Origin of the sequence: Halosegnis longus, from assembly GCF_009663395.1 — an archaeon.
GTDB lineage: Archaea > Halobacteriota > Halobacteria > Halobacteriales > Haloarculaceae > Halosegnis > Halosegnis longus.
Map to the genome: position 1 here is coordinate 937,469 of NZ_QKNW01000001.1, position 20,908 is coordinate 958,376.

The window sequence follows — 20,908 nt, forward strand, 5'->3', positions numbered from 1 at the left end:
TCACACTCGGCTGTCACGAGTGGCGTATGCGACGGTCCACGCTTGCCCTCCTTGCACTCCTGTTCGGTATCGTACTCGCCGCGAGCGCCGCCAGCGGCGCACCGCCACCCGTCGACGTGTGTGGGGTCTGCGGACTGGCCGACGATGAGGGGTATCCGCCCGACCAGCCCGACGCGACGATAGTGGAGAGTTCACTTACGATTACCATCGCCGAGGACGGCACGACCCGGTGGGTGGAGACGGCGACCGTCGGCGAGGAGACGGCGCGACGACTCCGGACGGACGAGTCGTACCGCGAGCGCGTCGCCGAAAGCGAGCGCATCGTCACGCGGCCACGGAACCTGACGGCGACGCTCGACGGACAGCAGTTCACCGTGCGCTACGGCGGCCAACGGCCGGCAACGCAGCGAGTCGGCGGCGTCGTGGTGTTCGACTTCGACCAGTCGAGCTACCGCCCCTCGATCGGGGAGTACGCGGTGACGGTTCGAGGGCCGGGCGAGACGGTACCGCGGCGCGTTCCGGGCAACGGCGAGCGCGCGAACGGGACCGCACGCTGGCCGGCGGCGGCGACCGACGGCTTCGGACGAACGCGGGTCGTCTTCGGTCCGTCGGGGCCGGTCGGGGCGGTGCTCGGCTACGTCGTCGGGCGACCGCTGCGCGTGGTCGCCGGCGGACTCCTCGTCGCCGCGATACTCGCCGGTGGGCGGCGAGTCAGCAGGTGAAGAGAGAAACAGCCTACAGCAGACGACGGAGCAGGCCGAGCAGGCCGCTCCCGCCGATGGATTTGCCGGCGAGGTGTCGGAGGATGTCGTCGGTGTCGTTCGGGACGCCCTCGGGCGCGTTGCCGGCAGCGGCGGCGGCGTCGGGGTCCTTCAGCAGGTGGCCGGTCGTGAGACAGACCACGTCCTCGCCGGTAGAGACCTCGCCGCTGGCGACGAGTTTGCGGAGCCCGGCGACGCTTGCCGCGCTCGCCGGTTCGACGCCGATACCCTCGCCGGCGAGGTCGCGCTGTGCCTCGGTGATCTCCTCGTCGGAGACGGCGACGGCCGTGCCGCCCGTCTCGCGGATGCCGGGGAGCGCCTTCGGCGCGTTGACGGGGTTGCCGATGCGGATGGCCGTCGCGATGGTCTCGACCTCCTCCCAGCGGCGGGTCTCGTCGTTCCCCTCGCGAATCGCCTCCACCATCGGCGCGGCACCCTCGGCCTGCACGCCCGTCAGCTTCGGCACGTCGCCGGGAGCGAGCGCCCCCGACTGGACGAGTTCGCGGAAACACTTGTACAGCGCAGCGGTGTTGCCCGCGTTGCCGACGGGGAGGACGATGCGGTCCGGAAACCGACCCTCCTCGTTGCGGAACCGTTCGAGGATTTCGAGCCCGATGGTCTTCTGCCCCTCCAGTCGGTACGGGTTCAGGGAGTTCAGGAGATACGCCTCGCCGCGGTTGGCGAGGTCCTGCACGCGGTCGAGACAGTCGTCGAAGTTCCCCTCGACCTCGAGGATGCGCGCGCCGTGGAGACTCGCCTGTGCAATCTTCCCGGCGGCGACCTTCCCCTCGGGGAGGAGGACGAGCGTTTCGAGTCCGGCGCGGGCACCGTAGGCCGCGAGCGCGGCCGAGGTGTTGCCGGTCGAGGCGCAGGCGAGTCGGTCCACGTCGAGTTCCTGTGCGACCCGGACGCCGACGGTCATTCCTCTGTCCTTGAACGAGCCGGTCGGGTTCATCCCCTCGTGTTTGACCCGAAGATTCCGGACGCCGAGGTCCGCTTCCAGTCGCGGCACCTCGTGGAGCTGGGTGCCGCCCTCGGGGAGCGAGACCCCAGCCTCGAACGGGAGCGCGGCGCTGTAGCGCCAAACGCGCTCGTCGCCGGCGAAGTCGTCGAAGGTCGGATACTCGGCGTAGCGAACCTCAAGCAGGCCGTCACACTCCGGACAGGTGAAGACCACATCGTCGAACGGCGGCAGGGTGTGCGAACACTCGATGCAGTGGAGCCACACGTCGTCGGCTCCTTCGGGCGGCGTAGGGTGGTCGGGCAGCGTCAGGTCGGCCATGCTCCATGTGTGCGGTCACGGCACAAATAGCGGGCGGTCGCGACAGTTACTCCTCGGCGGCCAGATGCGTCTCGCCCCACTCGCGCATCGACTCGATGACGGGTTCGAGCGAGGCTCCCCGCTCGGTGACGGAGTACTCGACGCGGAACGGCTTCTCGCTGACGACCTCGCGAGCCACGAGCCCGTGGTCTTCGAGCTGTTCGAGCGAGTCCGACAACACCTTCGAGGAGATGCCGTCGACGGCCCGCTGGAGGTCGTTGAAGCCCCGCTCCTCGGCGATGAGCCGGTGGATGATGACTGGGTGCCACTTCTTGCCGAGGATGGTCGCGGTCGCGGTGATGGGACACCACTCCTCGCCGGCACACCACACTTCGAGTCGGTCGTCGGTGTCGTCGGCAGACATACGTCACCATTCGACCGACCGCAGAAAGGGTTACCGTTAGAAAGTACTCAGCGGCCGAACTCGTCGATGCGGTCGTGGACGTACGCGGTCCACTCGTCGAGCGTCTCGTGCATCAGTTCACGCGCCTCGGAGACGGGGGTTGCGGTGTACTGGTAGACGTGTCCGCCGGAGTCGAGCAGTTCGCGCCGGCGCGTCGCGAGTCCCTTCTCGCGGAGCGTGGACAGCGACCGGTTCACGTTCGAGCGGTCGCGGTTGAGCCGCTCGGCGAGCCCGGCCACGGTGGTGTTCGGCTCGTCTAACAGCGTCAGATACGTTCGTACCTCGATATCTTGCATCCCGAAGACGCACGCGAGGACGTCCTCGAACCCCGGCTCTGAATCGAGCATCAGTTCGCGGAACCGACTCGGGTCCGGATCACTCTGCATGGCGCTGTGTTCGACGGCAATACACATCAAACCCCGACACAGGCGCGCGTGCGGCCGTGTGACCCGGACACACAACCACGCACACGCGCCGGCTCTTTTATGTAACACTCGCAGGTGTCGGTATGGCAACACAGACAGAGTCGACCGGTGTATCGACGGACCACTCGTGGAAAGGCGGTGTCCTCGCGGGCATCGCGGGCGGGGCAGTGATGGCCGTCGTGATGCTCGCGATGGGGGCAAACGGCGTGTTGGGCGGTGCGATTCCGGCGCTGTACGGGCTTGCGCCCCCGCTGAATCCTGCCGCTGGACTCGTCGTACACATCTCTCACGGGGCGGTGTTGGGTGTCGTCTTCGCCGGCATCGTCGGCGCGGCGGGACTCGACGAATCGGCAAAGGTAGTCGGTGCGGGTGTCGTGTACGGCATCGCGACGTGGGTCGTGCTCGCCGCCCTCGTGATGCCGGTGTGGCTCCAGACGGTCGGCTTTCCGAACGCGCCGCCGCTGCCGAACTTCGCGCCCCCGAGTCTGCTGTGGCACGTCGTCTACGGCGTCGTCGCCGCGGGCGTGTTCACGCAGACGCGCGACCTGTAGGCCGGCTCAGACGAGCCCGGCGAGCAGCCCCTTCTGTGCGTGGAGGCGATTTTCGGCCTGCTGCCAGACGACGGCGTTGTCGCTTTCGAGCGCGGCATCGGTCACTTCCTCCCCGCGGTGGGCGGGCAGACAGTGCATCAGCGGCCGGTCGCCCAGTCGCTCGGGCGTGATCTGGAAGCCGTCGAACGCCGCGAGCTTCTGCTCGCGCTCGTCCTCCTGGCCCATCGACACCCACACGTCGGTGTAGACGATGTCGGCGTCGGCGATGGCGGCGTCGGGGTCGTCGGTGAGCGTCGGCGACCCGCCGAGGTCGCCCGCCCGGTCGAGCACGTCGCTCCCGGGACCGTAGCCGTCCGGCGTCGCCACAGTCAGGTCGAGGTCGGTCATCGCGGCCCCCTTGATGAGCGAGCGACAGACGTTGTTGCCGTCGCCGACCCACGCGACGGAGGCGTCGAAGCCGCCGGTTAGCTCACGGATCGTGAGCAGGTCGGCGAGCGTCTGACACGGGTGGGCGTCGTCGGTCAGCCCGTTGACGACCGGAATCGAGGCGTACTCGGCGAGTTCGGTCACGTCCGAGTGGTCGAACATCCGGGCCATCACCACGTCGACGTACCGCGAGAGGACGCGCGCGGTGTCTTTGATGGGTTCGCCGTGGCCCAGTTGGATGTCGTTCGGGCCGAGGAAGAGGGCGTGTCCGCCCAGTTGGGTCATTCCGGTCTCGAAGGAGATGCGGGTACGCGTCGACGGCTTCTCGAAAATCATCGCCATCGAGTCGCCTGCGAGTTCGGGGTGGGCCTTGCCGCGCCGGAGCCGCTCTTTCAGGTCCTCGGCGCGGGTGAGTACGTCGGCCAGTTCATCGCGGGTCAGGTCGTCGATGTCGGTGAAGTGTGTCATAGGCGTGTCGCCACCTCTTCGAGAATCGCGGTCGCGCGGTCGAGTTCCGCAAGCGGGAGCCGTTCGTCGGGTGCGTGGTCGCGGTCGGAGTCGCCGGGACCGTACGTCGCCATCGGCACGTCCCACGGCGCGAACAGATTCATGTCGCTGGTGCCGGTCTTCCGGAGGAGCCGCGGGTCGCCGCCGGCGTTGCGGATGGCCACCCGAAACGCGCGGGCCGCCTCGCTGCGCGGTGAGACCATCACCGGCGGGACGGAGTCGTGCCAGTTCACGTGGCCGGCGTCGAGTTCGGCGTCGGCGCGCTCGCGCACGTCAGCGACCGACAGTCGGGGCGGGACGCGAAGCTGTACGTCGAGGGTCGCCTCGACGCTGAGTCCGTCCTCGCTCGTCCCGCCGTCGACGGCAATCGGCTTGGCCGTCACCTGCTCGAACGTCGGCTCGTAGGGGTCGTGTTCGAACCTGTCCTCGACGCGGTTCCACCATCCCAGCCCGTGCTGGATGGCGTTCGGTTCGGGTCGGGAGGTGTGGCCGGACTCGCTTGTTGCGACGTACGTTCCCGAGAGGATACCGCGGTAGCCGAGGGTGACGCCGTCCCAGCCGGATGGTTCACCGTTGATGACGGCGTCGGGAGCGTCGCGGGTCTCCACGAGGTGGTGGGCACCGCGGGAGTCGACCTCCTCGCCGACGACGCCGGCGAAGGAGACGCCCGTGCGGACGGCGGCGACGGCCATCGCGGCCAGCGGGCCGGTCGCGTCGACGCTGCCGCGGCCCCACAGGACGGGGCCGTCCGCCTCGTACTCTGATACGTCGTCGGTGTCCTCGACGCGCACCGGAATCTCGCCGGGGACGGTGTCGATGTGTGAGGTGAGGAGCAGCGAGTCGTCGGCCGGCGCGCGCACGTTGCCCACGTCGTCAATCCACACCTCGCGGTCGTTGGCCTCGAAGAACGCCGCAAGTCGTTCTGCGGCCTCGCGCTCCTCGCCGGTCGGCGAGGGAATCGACACGAGGTCATACAGCAGTCCACGCGCCTCGGTGTCCGCGCTGTCGTCGGAAGCGAGCGCGGCCCGGGTCACGACACGACCGCCTCGATTGCATCGACGACCGCATCACACTCCTGTTCGTCGACGACGAGCGGGGGGAGCAGTCGGAGCACGGTCCGGCCGGCCGGGAGCGCGAGCACCTGATGGTTGAGCGCTAGCTCGCGCAGCAGGCGGTTCGCCCCGCGTTTCACCTCGATGCCGACCATCAGCCCCTCGCCGCGCACCTCGCGCACGTCGTCGCCGACGCGCTCTGTGAGCTGGTCGCGGAGGTACTGGCCCATCACGGCCGCGTGGTGGGGGAGATTCTCCCGTTCGAGCACGTCGAGCGTCGCGCCGGCGGCCGCACAGACGACCGGCGTCCCGGAGAAGGTGGAGCCGTGGCTGGCTGCGCCGTCGGCGACCCAGTCGCGAACGAGCGTCGCCCCGAGCGGAAGTCCCGAGGCGAGTCCCTTTGCCGAGGTGAGGACATCCGGCACCACGTCGTGCTGTTCACAGGCCCACATCGTCCCCGTGCGCCCGAGCCCGGTCTGAATCTCGTCCATGACGAGCGCAGCGCCGTGTTGTGCGGTGTGGACGCGCACCGCCTGCAGATACTCCGTCGGGACGGGGTTGATACCGCCCTCGCCCTGCAGCGGTTCGAGGATGACGGCCGCGGTCTCGTCGTCGACGGCCTCGGCCATCGCCCCGGCGTCGCCGTAGGGGACGAACTCCACGTCGCCGATGAGCGGCTCGTAGGGTTCCTTGTACTCGTCTTTCCACGTCGTGGCGAGGGCGCCCATCGTGCGCCCGTGGAAGCCGCGGGTCGTCGCGATAATCTTGGTGCGGTCGGTGGCGGAGCGGGCGAACTTCAGCGCCGCCTCGTTCGCCTCCGTGCCGGAGTTACAGAGCCAGACGTTGTCGATGTCGCTCGGCGCAACGTCGGCGAGTTGGTCGTACAACGCGGTGCGGGCCGCCTGCGGGTAGGAAGCCTGCACGTACAGCAGGTCCTTCGCCTGCTCCGTGATGGCGTCGACCACGTCCGGATGGCAGTGGCCGACGGGCGTACAGGCGTAGGAGGCCCCGAAGTCGAGATACTCGGTGCCGTCACGCGCGGTCAGTATCGCGCCCTCGCCCGACTCCATCGGGATGGGCTTCTCGGCGAAGACGAAGGAGCTCATTCGAGCGCCTCCGGGTGAATGTGGGTCCCACCCGCATCGAGCGCGGTCACAATCGGTCGTTCGGCGTTGGCCGACGCGACGACGACCTCGCGGGCACCGGATTCGAGCGCCTCGGTGGCGGCCATCACCTTCCGGGTCATGAACCCTTCTGCGGCGTCGGTGAGCGCGTCGTACTCGTCTGGGGTCGCGACGGATTCGATGCGCGTGCTCGGGTCGTCGGGGTCGGTGTAAACGCCCTCCACATCCGTGAGGACGACGAGGGTCGCGCCGAGTGCACCCGCCACGGCGGCGGCCGCGCGGTCGGCGTCGGTGTTGACGGCAGTTCCCTCGGCGAGCATCGGCGGCGACGCGACGGGCGTGTAGCCGCTCGCGAGCAGGGTGTCGAGCAGGTCGGCGTTCACGTCCTGAATCGTCCCGGAGTGGTCGCCGCGGCGAATTTTCTTCTTGCCGTCCTCGACGACACGGACGGCCGACTTACGTTTCCCCGTGAGCAGGCCGCCGTCAACGCCGGAGAGCCCGACGGCGTCCACGCCGGCGTTCTGGAGGCCGGTGACGAGGTCGGTGTTCACGAGCCCGGGCAGCGCCATCTTGAACACGTCCATCGTCTCCTCGTCGGTGAAGCGGCCGACGACGCCCGACGGCGTCTCGACGTACTCCGGTTCCGTCCCCATCGCGTCGAGGGTGTCGTCGACGGCGGTGGAGCCACCGTGGACGACGACGCAGTCCTCGTCCAACTCGGCGATGTCGGCGAGCGCGCCCTCGGGGTTGACGGCGCGTGCGCCGCCGATTTTGACGACGACGGTCACGCTGTCCACCTCGTGGATACGCCGGCCGAGCTACCGGTCGGGGGCTTCCGAGGAGCTGTGCTCGTACTCGTCTGAAAATCGTCGTTCCTCATGGTACTGAAATCCGACTGCACTGCTGTCTGAAAAATCGCGGCGGCGGACATCACGGCGCTCCCACCGGGTGGAGGCCGGTGTGTTCGAGACCGGCGGTCTCGTCCAAGCCGTAGGCGATGTTGGCGGCGTGGACGGCCTGGCCGGCGGAGCCTTTCATCATGTTGTCGATGGCGGAAAAGACGACGAGCCGCTTGTTCGCGGCGTCGAGTTCGAAGCCGACCTCCGCGAAGTTGGAGCCGGCGACGGCCTTCGGCTCGGGGTAGCGATAGACGCCACCGCCGCCCGAGGCGAGCCGGACGAACGGCTCGTCCTCGTAGCTGCCGCGGTAGGCTCCCCAGAGGTCACCCTTGGAGACGGGCGAGTCGGGAAAGACGTGGCAGGTCGCGCTCGCGCCGCGAATCATGTCGACCGCGTGGACGGTAAACGACACGTCGATGCCGAGATACTCGCTGATTTCGGCCTCGTGGCGGTGGCCCGTCGGCGCGTACGGCCGGACGACGCCCGACCGCTCGGCGTGTGAGGCGGCCTTTCCGCCGCTCGCGCCACCCTCCGAGGAGCCGACCTTCACGTCGATGACGACCCGTTCGTCACCCGAGAGGATGTCGGCCTCGAAGAGCGGGAGCAGCCCGAGGATGGAGGCGGTCGCGTTACAGCCGCCGGCGGCGATGAGAGTCGCGCCGGGGAGGTTGTCGCGGTTCAGCTCCGGGAGCGCGTATTCGGCGTCGGCGAGCAGTTCCGGGCGGTCGTGACCGTCGTAGTACTCGTCGTACGCCGACGCCTCGGGCAGCCGGAAGTCGGCAGAGAGGTCGACGACGGTGTCGGCCGCGTCCTGGAACGCGTCGATGTGTTGCATCGAGACGCCGTGTGGCGTCGCGGCAAACAGCACGTCCACCGATTCGAGGTCCGCGGGGTCCGAAAACCGGAGGTCGAGATGGCGGAGATTCGGGTGGGCGTGGCCGACGGTCTTGTTCTCGTACTCGCGGGAGGTGGCCTGCACCAGCTCGAAGTCGGGGTGGCCGTCGACGAGCCGACACAGCTCGCCGCCGGTGAAGCCGGAGCCGCCGACGACGGCGGCCCTCATACGGTGGCCTCCATCCCGGCCTCGGCGCGGGCTTCGAGCCAGTCCACGACGGTGCCGGGCACGTCGGTCTCGGCGACCTCGTTGAGCGCCTTGAACTCGACCGTGTGGTTCACCTCGTGGACCGTGTAGGAGTCGCCCGTCTCCATCAGGTCGACGCCGAGGAGTCCGCCCCCGACCGACTCGCTGGCGCGGGCGACGAGGTCGCGCATCTCGTCGTCCACCTCGATGTGTTCGGTCTCCGCGCCCTTCGCGGCGTTGGTGAGCCAGTGGTCCGACGAGCGGGCCATCGCGGCGACCGGCTCGCCGTCGGTGGCGAGCACGCGGATGTCGCGGCCCGGCTTCTCGACGAACTCCTGGATGTAGAACACCTTGTGCTCGTAGTGGCCGAGCGTCTCCTTGTGTTCGAGGATGGCCTCGGCCGCCGAGCGGGTGTCGATTTTCGCCATCAGGCGACCCCACGAGCCGACGACCGGCTTGATGACGCAGGGGTAGCCGAACGACTCGATGATCTCCATGGCCGCCTCCTTGGTGAAGGCGACCTCGGTGTTCGGGGTCGGAATTCCGGCGTCCGCGAGGACGAGGCTGTTGCGCGCCTTGTCCGCACAGACGGCAGCGGTCTCTGGGTCGTTGACGACCGGCACGTCGTACTGCTCGACGAAGCGGGTGACGTATCGCGAACGCGAGGTCGCGAGACAGCGGTCGACGACGAGGTCACAGTCCTCGATGTCGGCCGGTGGCTCCGTCAGCCCGAACCGCTGTTTGCGCACGTCAATCTTTACAACGTCGTGGCCGCGATCGCGCAGCTCCGAGAGGAGGAGCTTCTCGTCCCGGCGAATCCGCGAGTACAACATGCCGATTCGCATCGCTTACTCGCCCCAGTCTTCCTCCAGTTCGGGCGCGGTGTCGAGCTCGACGGGGTCGGTCCCCAGCACCTCGAGTTCCGCGCCACACGTCGCACAGTCAACAATCTCGCCGACTTCCAAATCGTCGTGGAGGGTCACGTCCGCTCCACATTCAATGCACTCTGTCATCAGTCACCTATCGACACCACACCCCCTTAAGCCCGTCGAACGTGTCAACGAAAAATAACTGCGTAGTGCCGTTGCTATCGAGGTAGAGCGCGTCGAGAGCCGGTTTCTGATTCGAGTACCAGAATGTTGTTATGTGTCCCCGGAGGGGGACGGCGGCAGTGGCCGCCGCCGCGGGAGCGGCTCACACATAGGAATCGACCTCCGTCTCAAGGAGAGTCGCCCCGTCGGCGAGCGTCTCGCGGCGCGCAGCGAGGGCGGCCTCGGCGTCGGCGATATCGCCCGCGACACGGTCGAGCGCGCCGGCAACGGCCTCCGGTGCCGGTCCACCGTGGGAGTCGCGCGAGGCGACGCTCTCGGTCGGGTCGAGCGCGGCATCGAGTGCGGCGGGCTCGACGTACGCGTCGAGGTCGACGCCCGCCTCGCTCGCGGCCGACTCGACGGCCGCGCGGTCGGCTCCCCGTTCTGCGGCCTCCGCCACGATTTCGTGGGCGGTACGGAACGGGAGTCCACCGGCGGCAAGCAGGTCGGCCACGCCGGTCGCCGTCGAGAAGCCCGCACCCGCCTCCGCGGCGAGCATCTCGTCGTTCCAGTCGGCGGTGGCGACTGCGCCCGCTGCCACCTCCGTCGCCTCGGTCACGGCGTCGATAGCCTCGAACGCGTGGCCGTGAGCGCGCTGGAGGTCGCGGTTGTACGCGCGCGGTAGCCCCTTCAGCGTCGTGAGCAGGCCGGTGAGACCGGCGCTCGCGTCGCCAGCGGCAGCGCGCACCAGCTCCAGCGAGTCGGGGTTCTTCTTCTGTGGCATGATGGAGGAGGTCGACGCGTAGTCGTCGTGGAGGTCGACGTACCCCTTGTTCGCGAAGACGATGATGTCCTCCGCGACCCCCGAGAGCGTCGTCGCGAGCGTCGCGAGCGCCGCGGTGGTCTCGGTGAGGAAGTCGCGCGCCGAGACGGCGTCCGTGCTGTTTTCGACGACTGCATCGAAGCCGAGCAGGTCGGCAGTGCGCTCGCGGTCGATGTCGAACGTCGTGCCGGCGAAGGCCGCCGCGCCGAGCGGCGAGCGGTTGGTCCGGTCGAAGGCCGCGAGCAGGCGCTCGGTGTCGCGGGCGAGCGCCGACTCGTACGACAGCAGGTAGTGGCCGACGGTCGTCGGCTGGGCGAACTGGAGGTGGGTGAAGCCGGGCATCGTCGTCTCGGCCTCCTGTTCGGCCAGCTCACACAGCGACTCGCGGAAGGCGAGCACCGTCTCGACGGTGTCGAGGAGGTCCCCGCGGAGGCGGTAGCGCAGACACGTCGCCACCTCGTCGTTGCGCGAGCGCCCGGTGTGCATCTTCCCGCCGACGGGACCGATACGGTCGATGACGGCCGTCTCGATGGCCGAGTGCACGTCCTCGCCGTCGGGGAGGTCGCCGTGGCCGCTCGCCGCGACGGCGTCGAGCGCAGCGAGAATCTCGCTCGCCTCGTCGCCGGTGATGATGCCCTGTTCGGCGAGCATGACGACGTGGGCGCGGTCCACCTGCAGGTCGGCCTGGAAGATGCGCTCGTCGGCCGCGAGCGACGAGAGGAATCCGCGGGCCGGGCCGCCGCTGAACCGCTCGCGTCGCACCACGTCGCCCGCAGACTCCTCGCTCATCTACTCGTCCTCCTCCTGTTTCTTCGCCGTCTCGTCGATGTCCGTCCCGGAGAGAGGGGACTCCTCGCCGAGCCCGCCGTCGGTGGCGGTGACGCCCTGCTCCTTGTTGGCGGCCGCGATGCGGCGGTTCGCGAGTCGCTCCTGGAAGCCGTGGTACTTCGCGACGCCCGTCGCGTCGGCCTGTTCGATGCTGCCGGTGACGGCCTCCGTGTTGAACGAGGCAGCCTCGGCGGAGTAGACGGCATAGGGAGACTCGCGCCCGACGACGCGCGCCTGTCCACCTTCGAACCGGATGGTGACGGTGCCCGTCACGCGCTCGTTCGTCGTCGCGATGAACGCATCGAGCGCCTTCATCAGCGGGCCGTCGATGAGTCCCTGATACCCCTTCTCCGCCCACTGATTGTCGACCTGCGTTTTGAAAGAGCGTTCCTCCTTCGTTAACACGAGGTCTTCGAGTCCTTGGTGGGCGTTGAGCAGCGTCGTCGCGGCCGGATGCTCGTAGTTCTCGCGCACCTTCAGCCCGAGCATGCGGTCTTCCATCACGTCGGTGCGGCCGACGCCGTAGGAGCCGGCGAGTTCGTTCAGCGTCTCGATGAGTTCCACGTCGTCGTACGCCTCGCCGTTGAGCGCGACCGGATACCCCTTCTGGAAGGTGAGTTCGATTTCCTCGGTCGCGGCAGACGGCGGCTCCGTCCACTCGTAGATGTCCTCGCCGGGGACGAAGCTCGGCTCTTCGAGCTCCTTGCCTTCGACGGAGCGGGACCAGAGGTTCGTGTCGATGGAGTAGTCACCGCCCTTGCCGGCCTCGACCGGAAGGTTGCGTTCTGCGGCGTACTCCTGTTCCCACTCGCGGGTGAGACCGAGTTCGCGCACCGGGGCGATGACCTCGAGGTCGGAGTCGCGCCACACCGCCTCGAAGCGGAGCTGGTCGTTTCCTTTGCCGGTGCAGCCGTGGGCGATACCGGTACAGCCCTCCTCCTCGGCGACGCTGAGGATGGCCTTCGCGATGACCGGGCGGGCGAGGGCGGTGCCGAGCGGGTACCCCTGGTAGGTGGCGTTGGCGCGCACGGCATCGAGCGCGAGCGCGGCGAACTCGTCTTTCGCGTCGATGACGTGGATGTCGAGACCGAGCGCCTCGGCCGTCTCTTCTGCCTCGGCGAACTCGGCGTCGGGCTGGCCGACGTCGACCGTGACCGCGATGACCTCGTCGTAGCCGTACTCTTCTTTCAGTAGCGGGACGCAGACCGTCGTGTCGAGCCCGCCGGAGAAGGCGAGCGCAACTGTATCCGTCATATGTGTGTTGTGTGGTGTGTGGCTACCGCCGACCGGGCGGTAAATCGTTGAGAGCGGGCGGCCGTCGTGGAAAATAGGTATTGTGCGGGCTCAAAGGCCCGGCCGCGGTCGCCGCGAGAGAACGAGCACACCGCTCGCCGTGGAAGCCGCGCCGCCACGAGTGAGGGTGTGGTGCATCGTACCTCTCCGTACCTACCACTCGATATTAAACACTTGTGCAAGCGCAACGTTGTCCGACCGTGGTAACACCCCACGCACCCGACGACTTATCAGGCCGACCGCCGAACGCGGGATTATGGACGAAGATGGCGTGTTGAAACTCGTGCTCGTGCTCGTCGCCCTCTGGGTCGGGTTGGAGATACTGGGCGCGATTCTCGACCTGACGTTCACGCTGTTGGGGGCACTCGACTCCATCATCGGGCTCGTCATCATCGCGCTCATCGTCGCGTTCCTCCTCGATAGGATTTAACGACCGGCGCGCGACCACAGAGCGTGCACAGCGTCAACGTCCCCGTCCCGGGCGACATCGTCCGGCTCGCGCGGGGGCTCGCAAGCGAGTGTCTGACCGCGAGTCCCCGTCGCGGTCACAGTCTCGTCGTGAAACGACTCCCCGACGAGCGACTGCAAGGGATGATACGGGAGGTCCGGTCGGCGCTCGACGGGGTCGACCCCTTCGCGATTCGCATCGAGGAGATCGACCTGTTCCGCCAGCCGCCGACCGGAACGGCCCCGGTCGCGTATCTGGCCGTCGAGTCTGCGGGTCTCGAATCACTCCACCGCGACCTCTGTGAGGTGTTCGACCCCGTGGCGGGGTTCGAGGGCGAGGAGTACGACCCCCACGTCACGATTGCGCGGGGCGGTGACGCCGCAACCCTACTGGGCCGCGACATCGAGCCGCGAGAGTGGACGGTCGACCGGCTGGCGGTGTGGCATCCGGGCCGGGAGATGGAAGTCGAGTCGATTGCGCTCTGATTACGGTTGGGGTGGCGGGCCGTCCCACGCGTCCATGTCGGCGTAGAAGTTCAACATCGCGTACTTCAGCTTCTGAGACGCGATGTCGATGTGTTCGGTTCGCTCCTCCTTGGGGAACGAACCGAACACCGAGTACTGGCCCAACTCGCGCGTCTTCGACTGGGTGTACCGTTCGTCCAGGAGGACGCGGACGCCGAAGTCGTCGGGCGAGCGCACGACGCGGCCGAGCGCCTGTCGCGTCTTCCGAATCGTCGGCACCTCGACGGCGTACTCCCAGCCGGCGTCATCGTCGTCGAAGGCCGTCGCGTACGCCCGTTCGACCGCCGCCATCCGGTCGTCGAGGTGCGGGTACGGAACGCCGACGACGACGACCGACCGGGCCTGGTCGTCGTCGTAGCTCACCCCCTCGGCGAGCGTCCCCCACAGCGACGTAAAGAGGACGCCGTCGTCGTCGCTCGTGAACTCCTGTTTTAGCTCCTGTGCCGAGACGCCCGCGCGGTCGAGATACGGCCGGCCGTCGGTCGCTACCCGGTCGTAGTAGCGCTCGGCCTCGCCGTAGGAGGGGAAGAAGACGAGCGTGTTGCCGGGCGTGAACTGAATCACGTCTTCCAGCGTCTCGGTGATGGTCTCCTGCACCTCGGGGTCGTCGCGCGCGCTGGCGAACAGCGCCGGCGTGTCGACGGCGTAGGTGCGCCGGCGCGACTCCGGAAACTGCTCGCCGTACGCCATCGTCACCGGGCCGTCCTCGTCATCGCTGCTATCTCGCGGGCTTCGCCCGCTCGAACTATCCGTGGCGCGTTGCGCCACTCCGCCGACCCCGAGCACGTCGCCGAGCACGTCGAACGGACGCAAGGTCGCGGACATCAGGACGGCGGCGTGGACGCTCTCGAACAGCGGCTCCGTCACCGACCGGGGGAGACAGGCGAACAGCTCCGCGCGGCCGTAGAGTCCGGCGTCGTCCCGGCGAACCGAGACGACCGGATACGTGGTCTCGTCGGTGCTGTCGACCCACTCGTCGATGAAGCCGGCCGCCTGCAGGACGCGACACTCCTTGCGGGTCGTCGTCTCGCCGTCCTTGTACTGCTCCTGATACCGACGGTCGAGCGTGGAGCCGAGGTTCAACGCGGCTTCGAGGTCCTGCCGGAACCCCGGCCCTTCGTACGCCTCCAGGAATCCGAGCGTCACGTCGTCGCGGCCCGCCTCGTTGTCGATTTCGAGGTCGTGCCACTCGTCGCCGACGGACTGCTTTTCACCGAGCGAGAGGGCGGCGTCGTAGCTCTCGGTCAGTCCGGTCAGGTACGCCGAGATGACGCGTTCGGCGGCGTCGACGCGGTAGTCGTCCACGTCTTCGAGTTCGGTGAGCGCCGAATCGAGCGTCGGCTCCGCGAGCTGGCGGGTGGCGTGGTCGCGGGCCGCCTCCTCGATGTTGTGCGCCTCGTCGAACACCGTGATCACGTCCTCGGGGTCGCGACCGAGCCACCGGAAGAACTGCTCGCGAATCATCGGGTCGAGCAGATGGTGGTAGTTGCAGATGACCAAATCGACCCCTTCCATCCCCTTCTTCAGGAGTTCATAGCCGCAGAAGCCGGCGCGCTCGGCGTAGTCGTACACCTCCTCGGGCGTGCGCACGTCGCCGGTGAGCCACGCGTAGAACTCGTCCGTGTCTTCGGTGAGGTTCGCGTGGTAGCGTTCACAGATGTTCCCTTCGTCGCGGAGGGTTTCGACGCTCTCCTCGACGGTTTCGAGTTCGTCCATCACGGCCGAGCGGGCCTCGCTGGCTTGGTCGTTGCCATCGCGTGCGGCATCGAGGAGCTCCTCTTGGCGAGCCTCCAGTTCCGCGAGGTCCTCCTCCTTGTCGGCGAGCTCGCGGGTCGTGTCGCGGAGCGCCTGACACTCCTCGTACCCCACGTCGATGTGACACATCGACCCCTTCCCCTTGAACACGACCGTGCGAATCTGCTCGTTGCGCGTGATTGCGCGAGCTTCCTCGATGAACTGGCGGGTCTGTTGGTGGACGTTCGTGGAGATGACGACCGTCTTGTTCTCCGTTTCGGCGTACTCCAGTGCGGGAACGAGCGAGGCGAGCGTCTTCCCCGTCCCGCAGGCTCCCTCGAACAGCACGTCGCGTTCGTCGGCGAGCGCGTCGTGAATCCGGCCCATCGCGTCCCGCTGGTGGTCGTACGGCTCCTCGTACGGGAAGTAGCGGAGATACGACGCGGTCTCGCTCACACGAGGCCTCGGTCGTTCTCGGATAAAAAGGGTCGCCCGGCGGGGTGGAAGTGGAGCGAGTCCTTATACCAGAAGCCGGACCCACCGGCCGTGTGCGCTGAGAGTCACCCGGGCCGGCACAGGGGAATGCGTGGACGACCGGTCCGGGGCCGTGTCCACCTGTTCGCTACCGCTCCGGCTCGATGTACACCTTCTTGATGTCGGGGTTGGCGTCGATGAGCGACTGCTCGATGGCGGTGATGCGCTCGTCCATCTCCCCGGTCGGAATCCGCGCCTCGAAGCTGATGTCGGCGGTGACGAGGACGTTCTCCGGTCCGAAGTAGACGGTTCGGAAGTCGACGATGTCGGCGACGCCGTCGGCGTCGAGGACGATGTCGCGGAGCTGCTGTTCTGCGTCTGCCGGAACCGACTCACCGAGCAGGAGTCGCTTGTTCTCCCACGCGAGCGCGACGGCAAAGCCCATCAGCATGACCCCGATGATGGCCGCCGACGTGGCGTCGTAGATCGGATTTCCGGTGGTGCGCGTCAGGAAGACGCCGAGGAGGGCGATGCCCGCCCCACCGAGTGCGATTGCGTCCTCGGTGAGCGCCGTCAACACGGTCACGTCTGCGGTCTTCGTGAACGCCTCGCGGAAGCCGGACCAGCCGTGTTCGTCAATCTGGCTCGACATCGAGGCGTACGCCTCTTTGAACGCGTACGACTCGAAGACGATTGCGCCGATGAGGACGGCGTAGTTCACCCAGACGCTCGGAATCTCTGCGCCGACGAGCGGGATGGCCACCTCCGTCACTTCGACGGGCGTGGGGTGAAACAGCGCCTCGCGCATGGCGTGATAGCCGTGCTTGAGCGACTCCCAGCCGGCGATGCCGAAGAGGAGCACGCTGACGAGAAACGAGTAGAAGAACTGCGCTTTCCCGTAGCCGAACGGGTGGTCGCGGGTGGCCGACTTCCCGCCGTAGCGGATGCCGATGAGCAGGAAGACCTGATTGCCGGTGTCGGAGACCGAGTGGTACGTCTCCGAGAGCATCGCCGGGGACCCGGTGAGGAGATAGCCGACGAACTTCAGAACGGCAATCGCGCCGTTCGCGACGAGCGCCGCGAGAACGACTGATTTGCTACTCGCCATTATCCCGGGGACACGCGGGGACGGCAAAGTCCTTGCCGTCGGGGAACCGAACTCGGATATGATCGTCGTGCTCTCCGACACCCACGGAACCGACGGCCCGCGGCTCGACGGCCGGACCGCGACGGCCGTTCGCGAGGCCGACCTCGTCTGTCACTGTGGCGACTTTATGACGGAGCCGGTGCTCGACAAGTTCGAGTCCGTCGTGGCGTCGGCCGGCGGAGAGTTCGCCGCCGTGGCCGGCAACAACGACCCGCCGTCGGTTCGCGAGCGCGTCGGCGACGAAACCGTCGTCGAACACGAGGGGGTTCGGCTGGCGCTCGTCCACGGCCACCGCCACCACGACACCGCGCTCGCGATGTTCGGCCGGCAGTCGAACGCCGACCTCGTCTGTGTCGGCCACAGCCACAAGCCGGGGGTTCGACGGCTCGGCGAGGTGCCGGTCGTGAACCCGGGGAGCCACGCCGACCCGCGCCGCTACCGCCCGGCACACGCGGAGCTATCGGTCGGTGCGAAGGTCATCGGCGGCTCGCTCGTCTCGCCCGACGGCGAGCGATTCGAGCGGTTCGAGCTGCCGAGATAGGAGAGGGCCGAAGTCAGCACCTGTCGCTACGCGAGGGGTACAAAAAGCCGTGTCCTAAGCTCAAACAGCTCTTTGAGTGTACGACAGGAGGACGACGGTACACAACACGAGCAGGCCACCGAGGAAGAAGACCAGCCCCGGCGGGAGCGAGCCGAACAGCGCGTCGCCGCCGCTCGCGGTCGTCTCCGTCGCCTGCCGGACCGTCTCGGTGGCGGTCTCCTGTGGCGTCTGTGTCGCCTCGGCGATGCTGAAGCCGCCCCCCTCGTCCGTGGGCGTGGCGGTGGGTGCCGTGTCGCCGGCCGCGCCGCCACCGCCATCTGCGCCGCCGCTTGCCGATTCGCGGCCGGGAAACAGTCCGCCGCCGAAGTACTGCTGGACGGCCAGGCTTCCGACGAGCAGGACGCCGACGCTGCCGAGCAGTCGCGACAGCGCGGCCCGCACCCCGGAGGTGCGTTCCTCCTCGGCGGCGACGATGACGAGCGGGCTGTCGGCGGGCGCGTACACGTCCATCTCGCGGCCCTTCTCGGAGTAGGCGGTGCCGGCGACGGTGACGACGCCGGCGTCCTCCAGTCTGCCGAGGTGGTACTGGACGTTCTGGACGGAGGTGTCGACGCGGTCGGCGAGCTTGGCGGGGGAAGCCGGCTCCTCGTGGAGCGTGGCGACGATGTCCCGGGCGGTCTCGGAGCCGAGCGCGGCGAGCAACTCGTCGGCGTCCTCGCTGTCGACGCCGACCACTCTGGGGTCGCCGTCTCGCGAGATATCGGGGGAGGAGGGCAGCAGGCTCACAGGTTTCCGTAGCCTGCCACCAGTATGAGTTTTGTGAGGGGAAACGCCTATTCGCGTGAGCCAAGAGTCACGCGTATGGTCAACGTGGACCCCGTACTCGTGGTCATCATCGCGCTGCTGTTGGGCGTGGTCCTCTTCGTGTATCTGTTCATCCGACGGACGCTGCTGGCCTTCTCGGAAGGAATACGCGACTCCCGACGCGACTAGATGGACTGAGCGGCCGCAACCGCTCGCTCCACGTCCGACTCGTCTACGTCCCAGTGGGTACAGAACCTGACCTGCTCTGGACCGAACCGCGAGGCCTGTACCCCCTCGGCTTCGAGTGCATCGATGAACTGCTCGGCGGGGCCGTCCGTATCGACGAGGACGATATTCGTGTCCGGCTCCGAGACGCCGAGCCCGTCGATATCGCGCAGGCCGTCCGCGAGCAGTCGGGCGTTCGCGTGGTCCTCGTGGAGTCGCGTCCGATTGTCGAGCGCGAGCAGCCCGGGCGCGGCAATCATCCCGGCCTGTCGCATCCCGCCGCCGAACAGTTTGCGCACGCGGTGGGCCTCCTCGATGAACGACTCGGGACCGGCGAGAATCGAGCCGACCGGCGCGCCGAGCCCCTTCGAGAGACAGAACATCACCGTGTCGACGGGCGCGACGATCTCGCTCGCCGGCACGTCGAGGGCGGCCGCGGCGTTGAACAGCCGCGCGCCGTCGAGGTGGACCGAGACGTCGTGGTCGCGGGCGGCCTCGGCGGCAGCGGCGATGTCGTCGACGGGAATCGCGGTCCCGCCCTTGCTGTTGTGGGTGTTCTCCAAGCAGAGCAGACTCGTCCCCGGGCGGTGGCCGTCGCGGGCGACGTAGCCGTCGTGGACCTGCTCTGGCGAGAGCGCGCCGCGGTCGTCACCGTCGATAGTGCGAGCCTGCACGCCCGAGTGTTGGGCGATGCCGCCGAGTTCCCACTTGTAGATGTGGCTGTCCGTCTCACACAGCAGTTCGTCGCCGCGCGCCGTGTGGGTGCGGATGGCGACTTGGTTGCCCATCGTGCCGGAGGGGACGTAGAGTGCGGCCTCGGTGCCGACGACCTCGGCAGCGCGGGCTTCGAGTTCGTTCACCGTCGGGTCACCGCGGTACACGTCGTCGCCAACGTCGGCGTCGCGGGCGGCCTCCCGCATCGCCTCCGAGGGCTTCGTCACGGTGTCGGAGCGGAAATCGGGCATACAGAGGGTTCACGCGGGGAGACAAATACGCGGCGGTCGGGCATCGAAATCCGTTAGACGCGTCCGGCACAACACGGCTGCATGGACCCACGGATTCGCGAACACGCGGACGTCATCGTCGACCACTCCATCGAGGCCGAGGCCGGCGACGATATCGTCATCGACGCCCACCCCGTCGCTGAGGACCTCGTAACTGCGCTCCACGAACGACTCGCCGACGTCGGCGCGAATCCGCTGGCGATTCAGGGGCGTGCCGGCAAGCGGTTCCGCCGCGCGTATCTCCGCAACCACGACGGTGAGTTCGAACTCCCCGACCACGAGATGGCGCTGTTCGAAGCCATGGACGCCTACATCGCCGTCCGCGGGGACGCGAACGTCACCGAGGAGGCCGACATCGACGGCGACGTACAGACCGCCTACGACCAAGCCCGTCAACCCCTGTTAGAGGAGCGACTCGGCAAGACCTGGTGTCTCACGCAGTACCCCGCCCCCGCAAACGCCCAGCTCGCGGAGATGAGCACCGAAGCCTACGAGAACTTCGTCTACGACGCCGTGCTGAAGGACTGGAACGAGGTGCGTGAACACCAGGCGCAGATGACCGATATCATGGACGGTGCGGAGTCGGTGCGTATCGTCTCGGGCGAGACGACGGACCTCACGATGCGCGTCGCCGGCAACGAGACGCTCAACGACGACGGCCACGCGAATCTGCCGGGCGGCGAGGTGTTCACCGCACCCGTGCGCGACAGCGTCGACGGCGAGGTGTACTTCGACAAGCCGGTGTACCAGCGCGGGAAGGAGATCACCGGCGCGCGACTCCGCTTCGAGGACGGAGAGGCCGTCGAGTGGGACGCCGAGAAGAACGCCGACGTGCTGGACGACATCCTCACGACCGATGAGGGGGCGAAGTACATCGGCGAACTCGGTATCGGGATGAACCGCGACATCGACCGGTTCACGTACAATATGCTGTTCGACGAGAAGATGGGGGATACGATTCACCTCGCGGTTGGGCGCGCGTACGACGCCTGCGTCGGCGAGGCGAACGAGCAGAACGATTCCGCCGTCCACGTCGACATGATTGTCGACATGAGCGAAGATTCGTACATCGAGGTGGACGGCGAGCGCGTCCAGGAGGACGGGACGTTCGTGTTTGAGGAGTAGTTCAGCCGAACGAAGTGAGGCTGAATAGCCTCCGAACGGCGAGGTACGAGCCGTGAGGAGAGCGACACCGAGTAACACGAGGCGTCGAAACGGAGCGGGAGGAGTGAACGGAGTGAGCGACGACACCCGTCGCTGTTCGAGCGGTGGTCCAGAAGAACGGCGCAGTCGCTTGCGGTCGTTGAAAAACACCCAGCGAGTGAGCCCTCGCTGGGTCCCAGGCAGATAACCACCGTCACGGGATGGGGACGGTGGACGCGAAGTGACAACGCGTAAGATGGTACGGTGTTGAGCGCACTCGTACCGGATTGCGGCTCTCGCCGCGGTAGCCCATCTGGTCGGTTGCCAGTCCCGATTCTA

General features: G+C 67.7%; 23 protein-coding genes. 7 read left to right on the top strand and 16 right to left on the bottom strand.

The genetic code is table 11. The annotated features are described in order from the left end of the window. Positions 1-26 precede the first annotated feature (26 nt). Entirely contained in the window at positions 27-722 is a 696-nt protein-coding gene (locus DM818_RS05165; RefSeq protein WP_153952398.1) for a hypothetical protein, read from the top strand. Between the two features lie 13 nt (positions 723-735). Here DM818_RS05165 and thrC read toward each other — a convergent pair whose 3' ends face one another. From thrC to DM818_RS05180, 3 genes are read right to left on the bottom strand one after another with little or no spacing between them, the layout of a single operon-like run. Beyond that, positions 736-2,043, bottom strand: a complete 1,308-nt coding sequence (thrC, locus tag DM818_RS05170) for a threonine synthase (RefSeq protein ID WP_153952399.1) — start codon at positions 2,041-2,043, stop codon at positions 736-738. A gap of 46 nt (positions 2,044-2,089) precedes the next feature. Then, positions 2,090-2,446 (bottom strand): winged helix-turn-helix transcriptional regulator, encoded by a 357-nt coding sequence (locus DM818_RS05175; protein WP_075937782.1) that lies wholly within the window; start codon positions 2,444-2,446, stop codon positions 2,090-2,092. 47 nt (positions 2,447-2,493) lie between these two features. After that, a complete protein-coding gene (locus DM818_RS05180) occupies positions 2,494-2,871 on the bottom strand; it encodes a helix-turn-helix domain-containing protein (protein WP_075938449.1) in 378 nt (125 codons plus the stop codon). A gap of 122 nt (positions 2,872-2,993) precedes the next feature. On the opposite strand from DM818_RS05180, the gene DM818_RS05185 reads away from it, so the two are divergent. Continuing rightward, on the top strand, positions 2,994-3,461 hold the full coding sequence (locus DM818_RS05185) for a histidine kinase (RefSeq protein ID WP_123123690.1): 468 nt from the start codon (positions 2,994-2,996) through the stop codon (positions 3,459-3,461). Positions 3,462-3,467: 6 nt separating this feature from the next. Here the strand turns inward: DM818_RS05185 and argF are convergent, their stop codons facing one another. The 9 genes from argF to DM818_RS05230 all read right to left on the bottom strand — a co-directional run bounded on the left by argF (position 3,468) and on the right by DM818_RS05230 (position 12,486). Continuing rightward, positions 3,468-4,355, bottom strand: a complete 888-nt coding sequence (gene argF, locus DM818_RS05190) for an ornithine carbamoyltransferase (protein WP_075937780.1) — start codon at positions 4,353-4,355, stop codon at positions 3,468-3,470. Next, a complete protein-coding gene (locus tag DM818_RS05195) occupies positions 4,352-5,428 on the bottom strand; it encodes a [LysW]-lysine hydrolase (RefSeq protein WP_075937779.1) in 1,077 nt (358 codons plus the stop codon). Before DM818_RS05195 ends, argF begins: the two co-directional genes overlap by 4 nt. Further along, positions 5,425-6,552, bottom strand: a complete 1,128-nt coding sequence (locus DM818_RS05200) for an aspartate aminotransferase family protein (RefSeq protein ID WP_075937778.1) — start codon at positions 6,550-6,552, stop codon at positions 5,425-5,427. The genes DM818_RS05195 and DM818_RS05200 overlap by 4 nt, the downstream gene beginning before the upstream one ends. Next, complete coding sequence (locus DM818_RS05205) at positions 6,549-7,358, bottom strand: acetylglutamate/acetylaminoadipate kinase (RefSeq protein WP_153952691.1); 810 nt, start codon at positions 7,356-7,358, stop codon at positions 6,549-6,551. The genes DM818_RS05200 and DM818_RS05205 overlap by 4 nt, the downstream gene beginning before the upstream one ends. A 142-nt stretch (positions 7,359-7,500) precedes the next feature. Next, positions 7,501-8,532, bottom strand: coding sequence for an N-acetyl-gamma-glutamyl-phosphate reductase (gene argC / locus DM818_RS05210; protein ID WP_075937777.1), 1,032 nt, complete (start codon positions 8,530-8,532; stop codon positions 7,501-7,503). Continuing rightward, positions 8,529-9,395 carry a lysine biosynthesis protein LysX gene (gene lysX / locus DM818_RS05215; protein ID WP_153952400.1) on the bottom strand — a complete coding sequence of 289 codons (867 nt, stop codon included), beginning with the start codon at positions 9,393-9,395 and terminating at the stop codon, positions 8,529-8,531. The genes argC and lysX overlap by 4 nt, the downstream gene beginning before the upstream one ends. 3 nt (positions 9,396-9,398) lie before the next feature. Further along, entirely contained in the window at positions 9,399-9,563 is a 165-nt protein-coding gene (gene lysW, locus DM818_RS05220) for a lysine biosynthesis protein LysW (RefSeq protein WP_075937775.1), read from the bottom strand. Positions 9,564-9,744: 181 nt separating this feature from the next. Then, the gene (argH, locus tag DM818_RS05225) at positions 9,745-11,193 is read right to left on the bottom strand and encodes an argininosuccinate lyase (RefSeq protein WP_153952401.1); all 1,449 of its coding nucleotides are present in this window, start codon (positions 11,191-11,193) and stop codon (positions 9,745-9,747) included. Then, positions 11,194-12,486 (bottom strand): argininosuccinate synthase, encoded by a 1,293-nt coding sequence (locus tag DM818_RS05230; RefSeq protein ID WP_075937773.1) that lies wholly within the window; start codon positions 12,484-12,486, stop codon positions 11,194-11,196. It abuts the gene before it with no gap. Between the two features lie 295 nt (positions 12,487-12,781). On the opposite strand from DM818_RS05230, the gene DM818_RS05235 reads away from it, so the two are divergent. Beyond that, positions 12,782-12,955 (top strand): DUF7554 family protein, encoded by a 174-nt coding sequence (locus DM818_RS05235; RefSeq protein WP_197738607.1) that lies wholly within the window; start codon positions 12,782-12,784, stop codon positions 12,953-12,955. Positions 12,956-12,978: 23 nt separating this feature from the next. Beyond that, positions 12,979-13,458, top strand: coding sequence for a 2'-5' RNA ligase family protein (locus tag DM818_RS05240; protein WP_075937772.1), 480 nt, complete (start codon positions 12,979-12,981; stop codon positions 13,456-13,458). Here DM818_RS05240 and DM818_RS05245 read toward each other — a convergent pair whose 3' ends face one another. Both DM818_RS05245 and DM818_RS05250 read right to left on the bottom strand, forming a co-directional pair. Further along, the gene (locus DM818_RS05245; RefSeq protein ID WP_079988967.1) at positions 13,459-15,618 is read right to left on the bottom strand and encodes an ATP-dependent DNA helicase; all 2,160 of its coding nucleotides are present in this window, start codon (positions 15,616-15,618) and stop codon (positions 13,459-13,461) included. Between the two features lie 235 nt (positions 15,619-15,853). Beyond that, positions 15,854-16,813, bottom strand: a complete 960-nt coding sequence (locus tag DM818_RS05250) for a cation diffusion facilitator family transporter (RefSeq protein ID WP_075937770.1) — start codon at positions 16,811-16,813, stop codon at positions 15,854-15,856. A gap of 58 nt (positions 16,814-16,871) precedes the next feature. On the opposite strand from DM818_RS05250, the gene DM818_RS05255 reads away from it, so the two are divergent. Continuing rightward, positions 16,872-17,393, top strand: a complete 522-nt coding sequence (locus DM818_RS05255; protein WP_075937769.1) for a metallophosphoesterase — start codon at positions 16,872-16,874, stop codon at positions 17,391-17,393. A gap of 60 nt (positions 17,394-17,453) precedes the next feature. Here DM818_RS05255 and DM818_RS05260 read toward each other — a convergent pair whose 3' ends face one another. Beyond that, positions 17,454-18,179, bottom strand: coding sequence for an ArsR/SmtB family transcription factor (locus DM818_RS05260; RefSeq protein WP_075937768.1), 726 nt, complete (start codon positions 18,177-18,179; stop codon positions 17,454-17,456). Positions 18,180-18,254: 75 nt separating this feature from the next. On the opposite strand from DM818_RS05260, the gene DM818_RS15285 reads away from it, so the two are divergent. Further along, positions 18,255-18,386 (top strand): DUF7859 family protein, encoded by a 132-nt coding sequence (locus tag DM818_RS15285; RefSeq protein WP_268891808.1) that lies wholly within the window; start codon positions 18,255-18,257, stop codon positions 18,384-18,386. On the opposite strand, the gene DM818_RS05265 is transcribed toward DM818_RS15285, so the two are convergent. Further along, on the bottom strand, positions 18,383-19,387 hold the full coding sequence (locus DM818_RS05265) for a threonine aldolase family protein (RefSeq protein ID WP_123123688.1): 1,005 nt from the start codon (positions 19,385-19,387) through the stop codon (positions 18,383-18,385). The two genes, DM818_RS15285 and DM818_RS05265, sit on opposite strands and share 4 nt — an antisense overlap. 81 nt (positions 19,388-19,468) lie before the next feature. Here DM818_RS05265 and DM818_RS05270 point away from each other — a divergent pair, with 81 nt between their 5' ends. Next, on the top strand, positions 19,469-20,551 hold the full coding sequence (locus DM818_RS05270; RefSeq protein WP_075937766.1) for an aminopeptidase: 1,083 nt from the start codon (positions 19,469-19,471) through the stop codon (positions 20,549-20,551). The last annotated feature ends 357 nt before the right edge of the window (positions 20,552-20,908 follow it).

Excerpts from the sequence above, each read along its gene's own strand:
- DM818_RS05165 (WP_153952398.1), top strand. The coding sequence starts at position 27 with ATGCGACGGTCCACGCTTGCCCTCCTTGCACTCCTGTTCGGTATCGTA.
- thrC (WP_153952399.1), bottom strand. The coding sequence starts at position 2,043 with ATGGCCGACCTGACGCTGCCCGACCACCCTACGCCGCCCGAAGGAGCC.
- DM818_RS05175 (WP_075937782.1), bottom strand. The coding sequence starts at position 2,446 with ATGTCTGCCGACGACACCGACGACCGACTCGAAGTGTGGTGTGCCGGC.
- DM818_RS05180 (WP_075938449.1), bottom strand. The coding sequence starts at position 2,871 with ATGCAGAGTGATCCGGACCCGAGTCGGTTCCGCGAACTGATGCTCGAT.
- DM818_RS05185 (WP_123123690.1), top strand. The coding sequence starts at position 2,994 with ATGGCAACACAGACAGAGTCGACCGGTGTATCGACGGACCACTCGTGG.
- argF (WP_075937780.1), bottom strand. The coding sequence starts at position 4,355 with ATGACACACTTCACCGACATCGACGACCTGACCCGCGATGAACTGGCC.
- DM818_RS05200 (WP_075937778.1), bottom strand. The coding sequence starts at position 6,552 with ATGAGCTCCTTCGTCTTCGCCGAGAAGCCCATCCCGATGGAGTCGGGC.
- argC (WP_075937777.1), bottom strand. The coding sequence starts at position 8,532 with ATGAGGGCCGCCGTCGTCGGCGGCTCCGGCTTCACCGGCGGCGAGCTG.
- lysX (WP_153952400.1), bottom strand. The coding sequence starts at position 9,395 with ATGCGAATCGGCATGTTGTACTCGCGGATTCGCCGGGACGAGAAGCTC.
- lysW (WP_075937775.1), bottom strand. The coding sequence starts at position 9,563 with ATGACAGAGTGCATTGAATGTGGAGCGGACGTGACCCTCCACGACGAT.
- argH (WP_153952401.1), bottom strand. The coding sequence starts at position 11,193 with ATGAGCGAGGAGTCTGCGGGCGACGTGGTGCGACGCGAGCGGTTCAGC.
- DM818_RS05230 (WP_075937773.1), bottom strand. The coding sequence starts at position 12,486 with ATGACGGATACAGTTGCGCTCGCCTTCTCCGGCGGGCTCGACACGACG.
- DM818_RS05235 (WP_197738607.1), top strand. The coding sequence starts at position 12,782 with ATGGACGAAGATGGCGTGTTGAAACTCGTGCTCGTGCTCGTCGCCCTC.
- DM818_RS05245 (WP_079988967.1), bottom strand. The coding sequence starts at position 15,618 with ATGGGCCGGATTCACGACGCGCTCGCCGACGAACGCGACGTGCTGTTC.
- DM818_RS05250 (WP_075937770.1), bottom strand. The coding sequence starts at position 16,813 with ATGGCGAGTAGCAAATCAGTCGTTCTCGCGGCGCTCGTCGCGAACGGC.
- DM818_RS05255 (WP_075937769.1), top strand. The coding sequence starts at position 16,872 with ATGATCGTCGTGCTCTCCGACACCCACGGAACCGACGGCCCGCGGCTC.
- DM818_RS15285 (WP_268891808.1), top strand. The coding sequence starts at position 18,255 with ATGGTCAACGTGGACCCCGTACTCGTGGTCATCATCGCGCTGCTGTTG.
- DM818_RS05265 (WP_123123688.1), bottom strand. The coding sequence starts at position 19,387 with ATGCCCGATTTCCGCTCCGACACCGTGACGAAGCCCTCGGAGGCGATG.
- DM818_RS05270 (WP_075937766.1), top strand. The coding sequence starts at position 19,469 with ATGGACCCACGGATTCGCGAACACGCGGACGTCATCGTCGACCACTCC.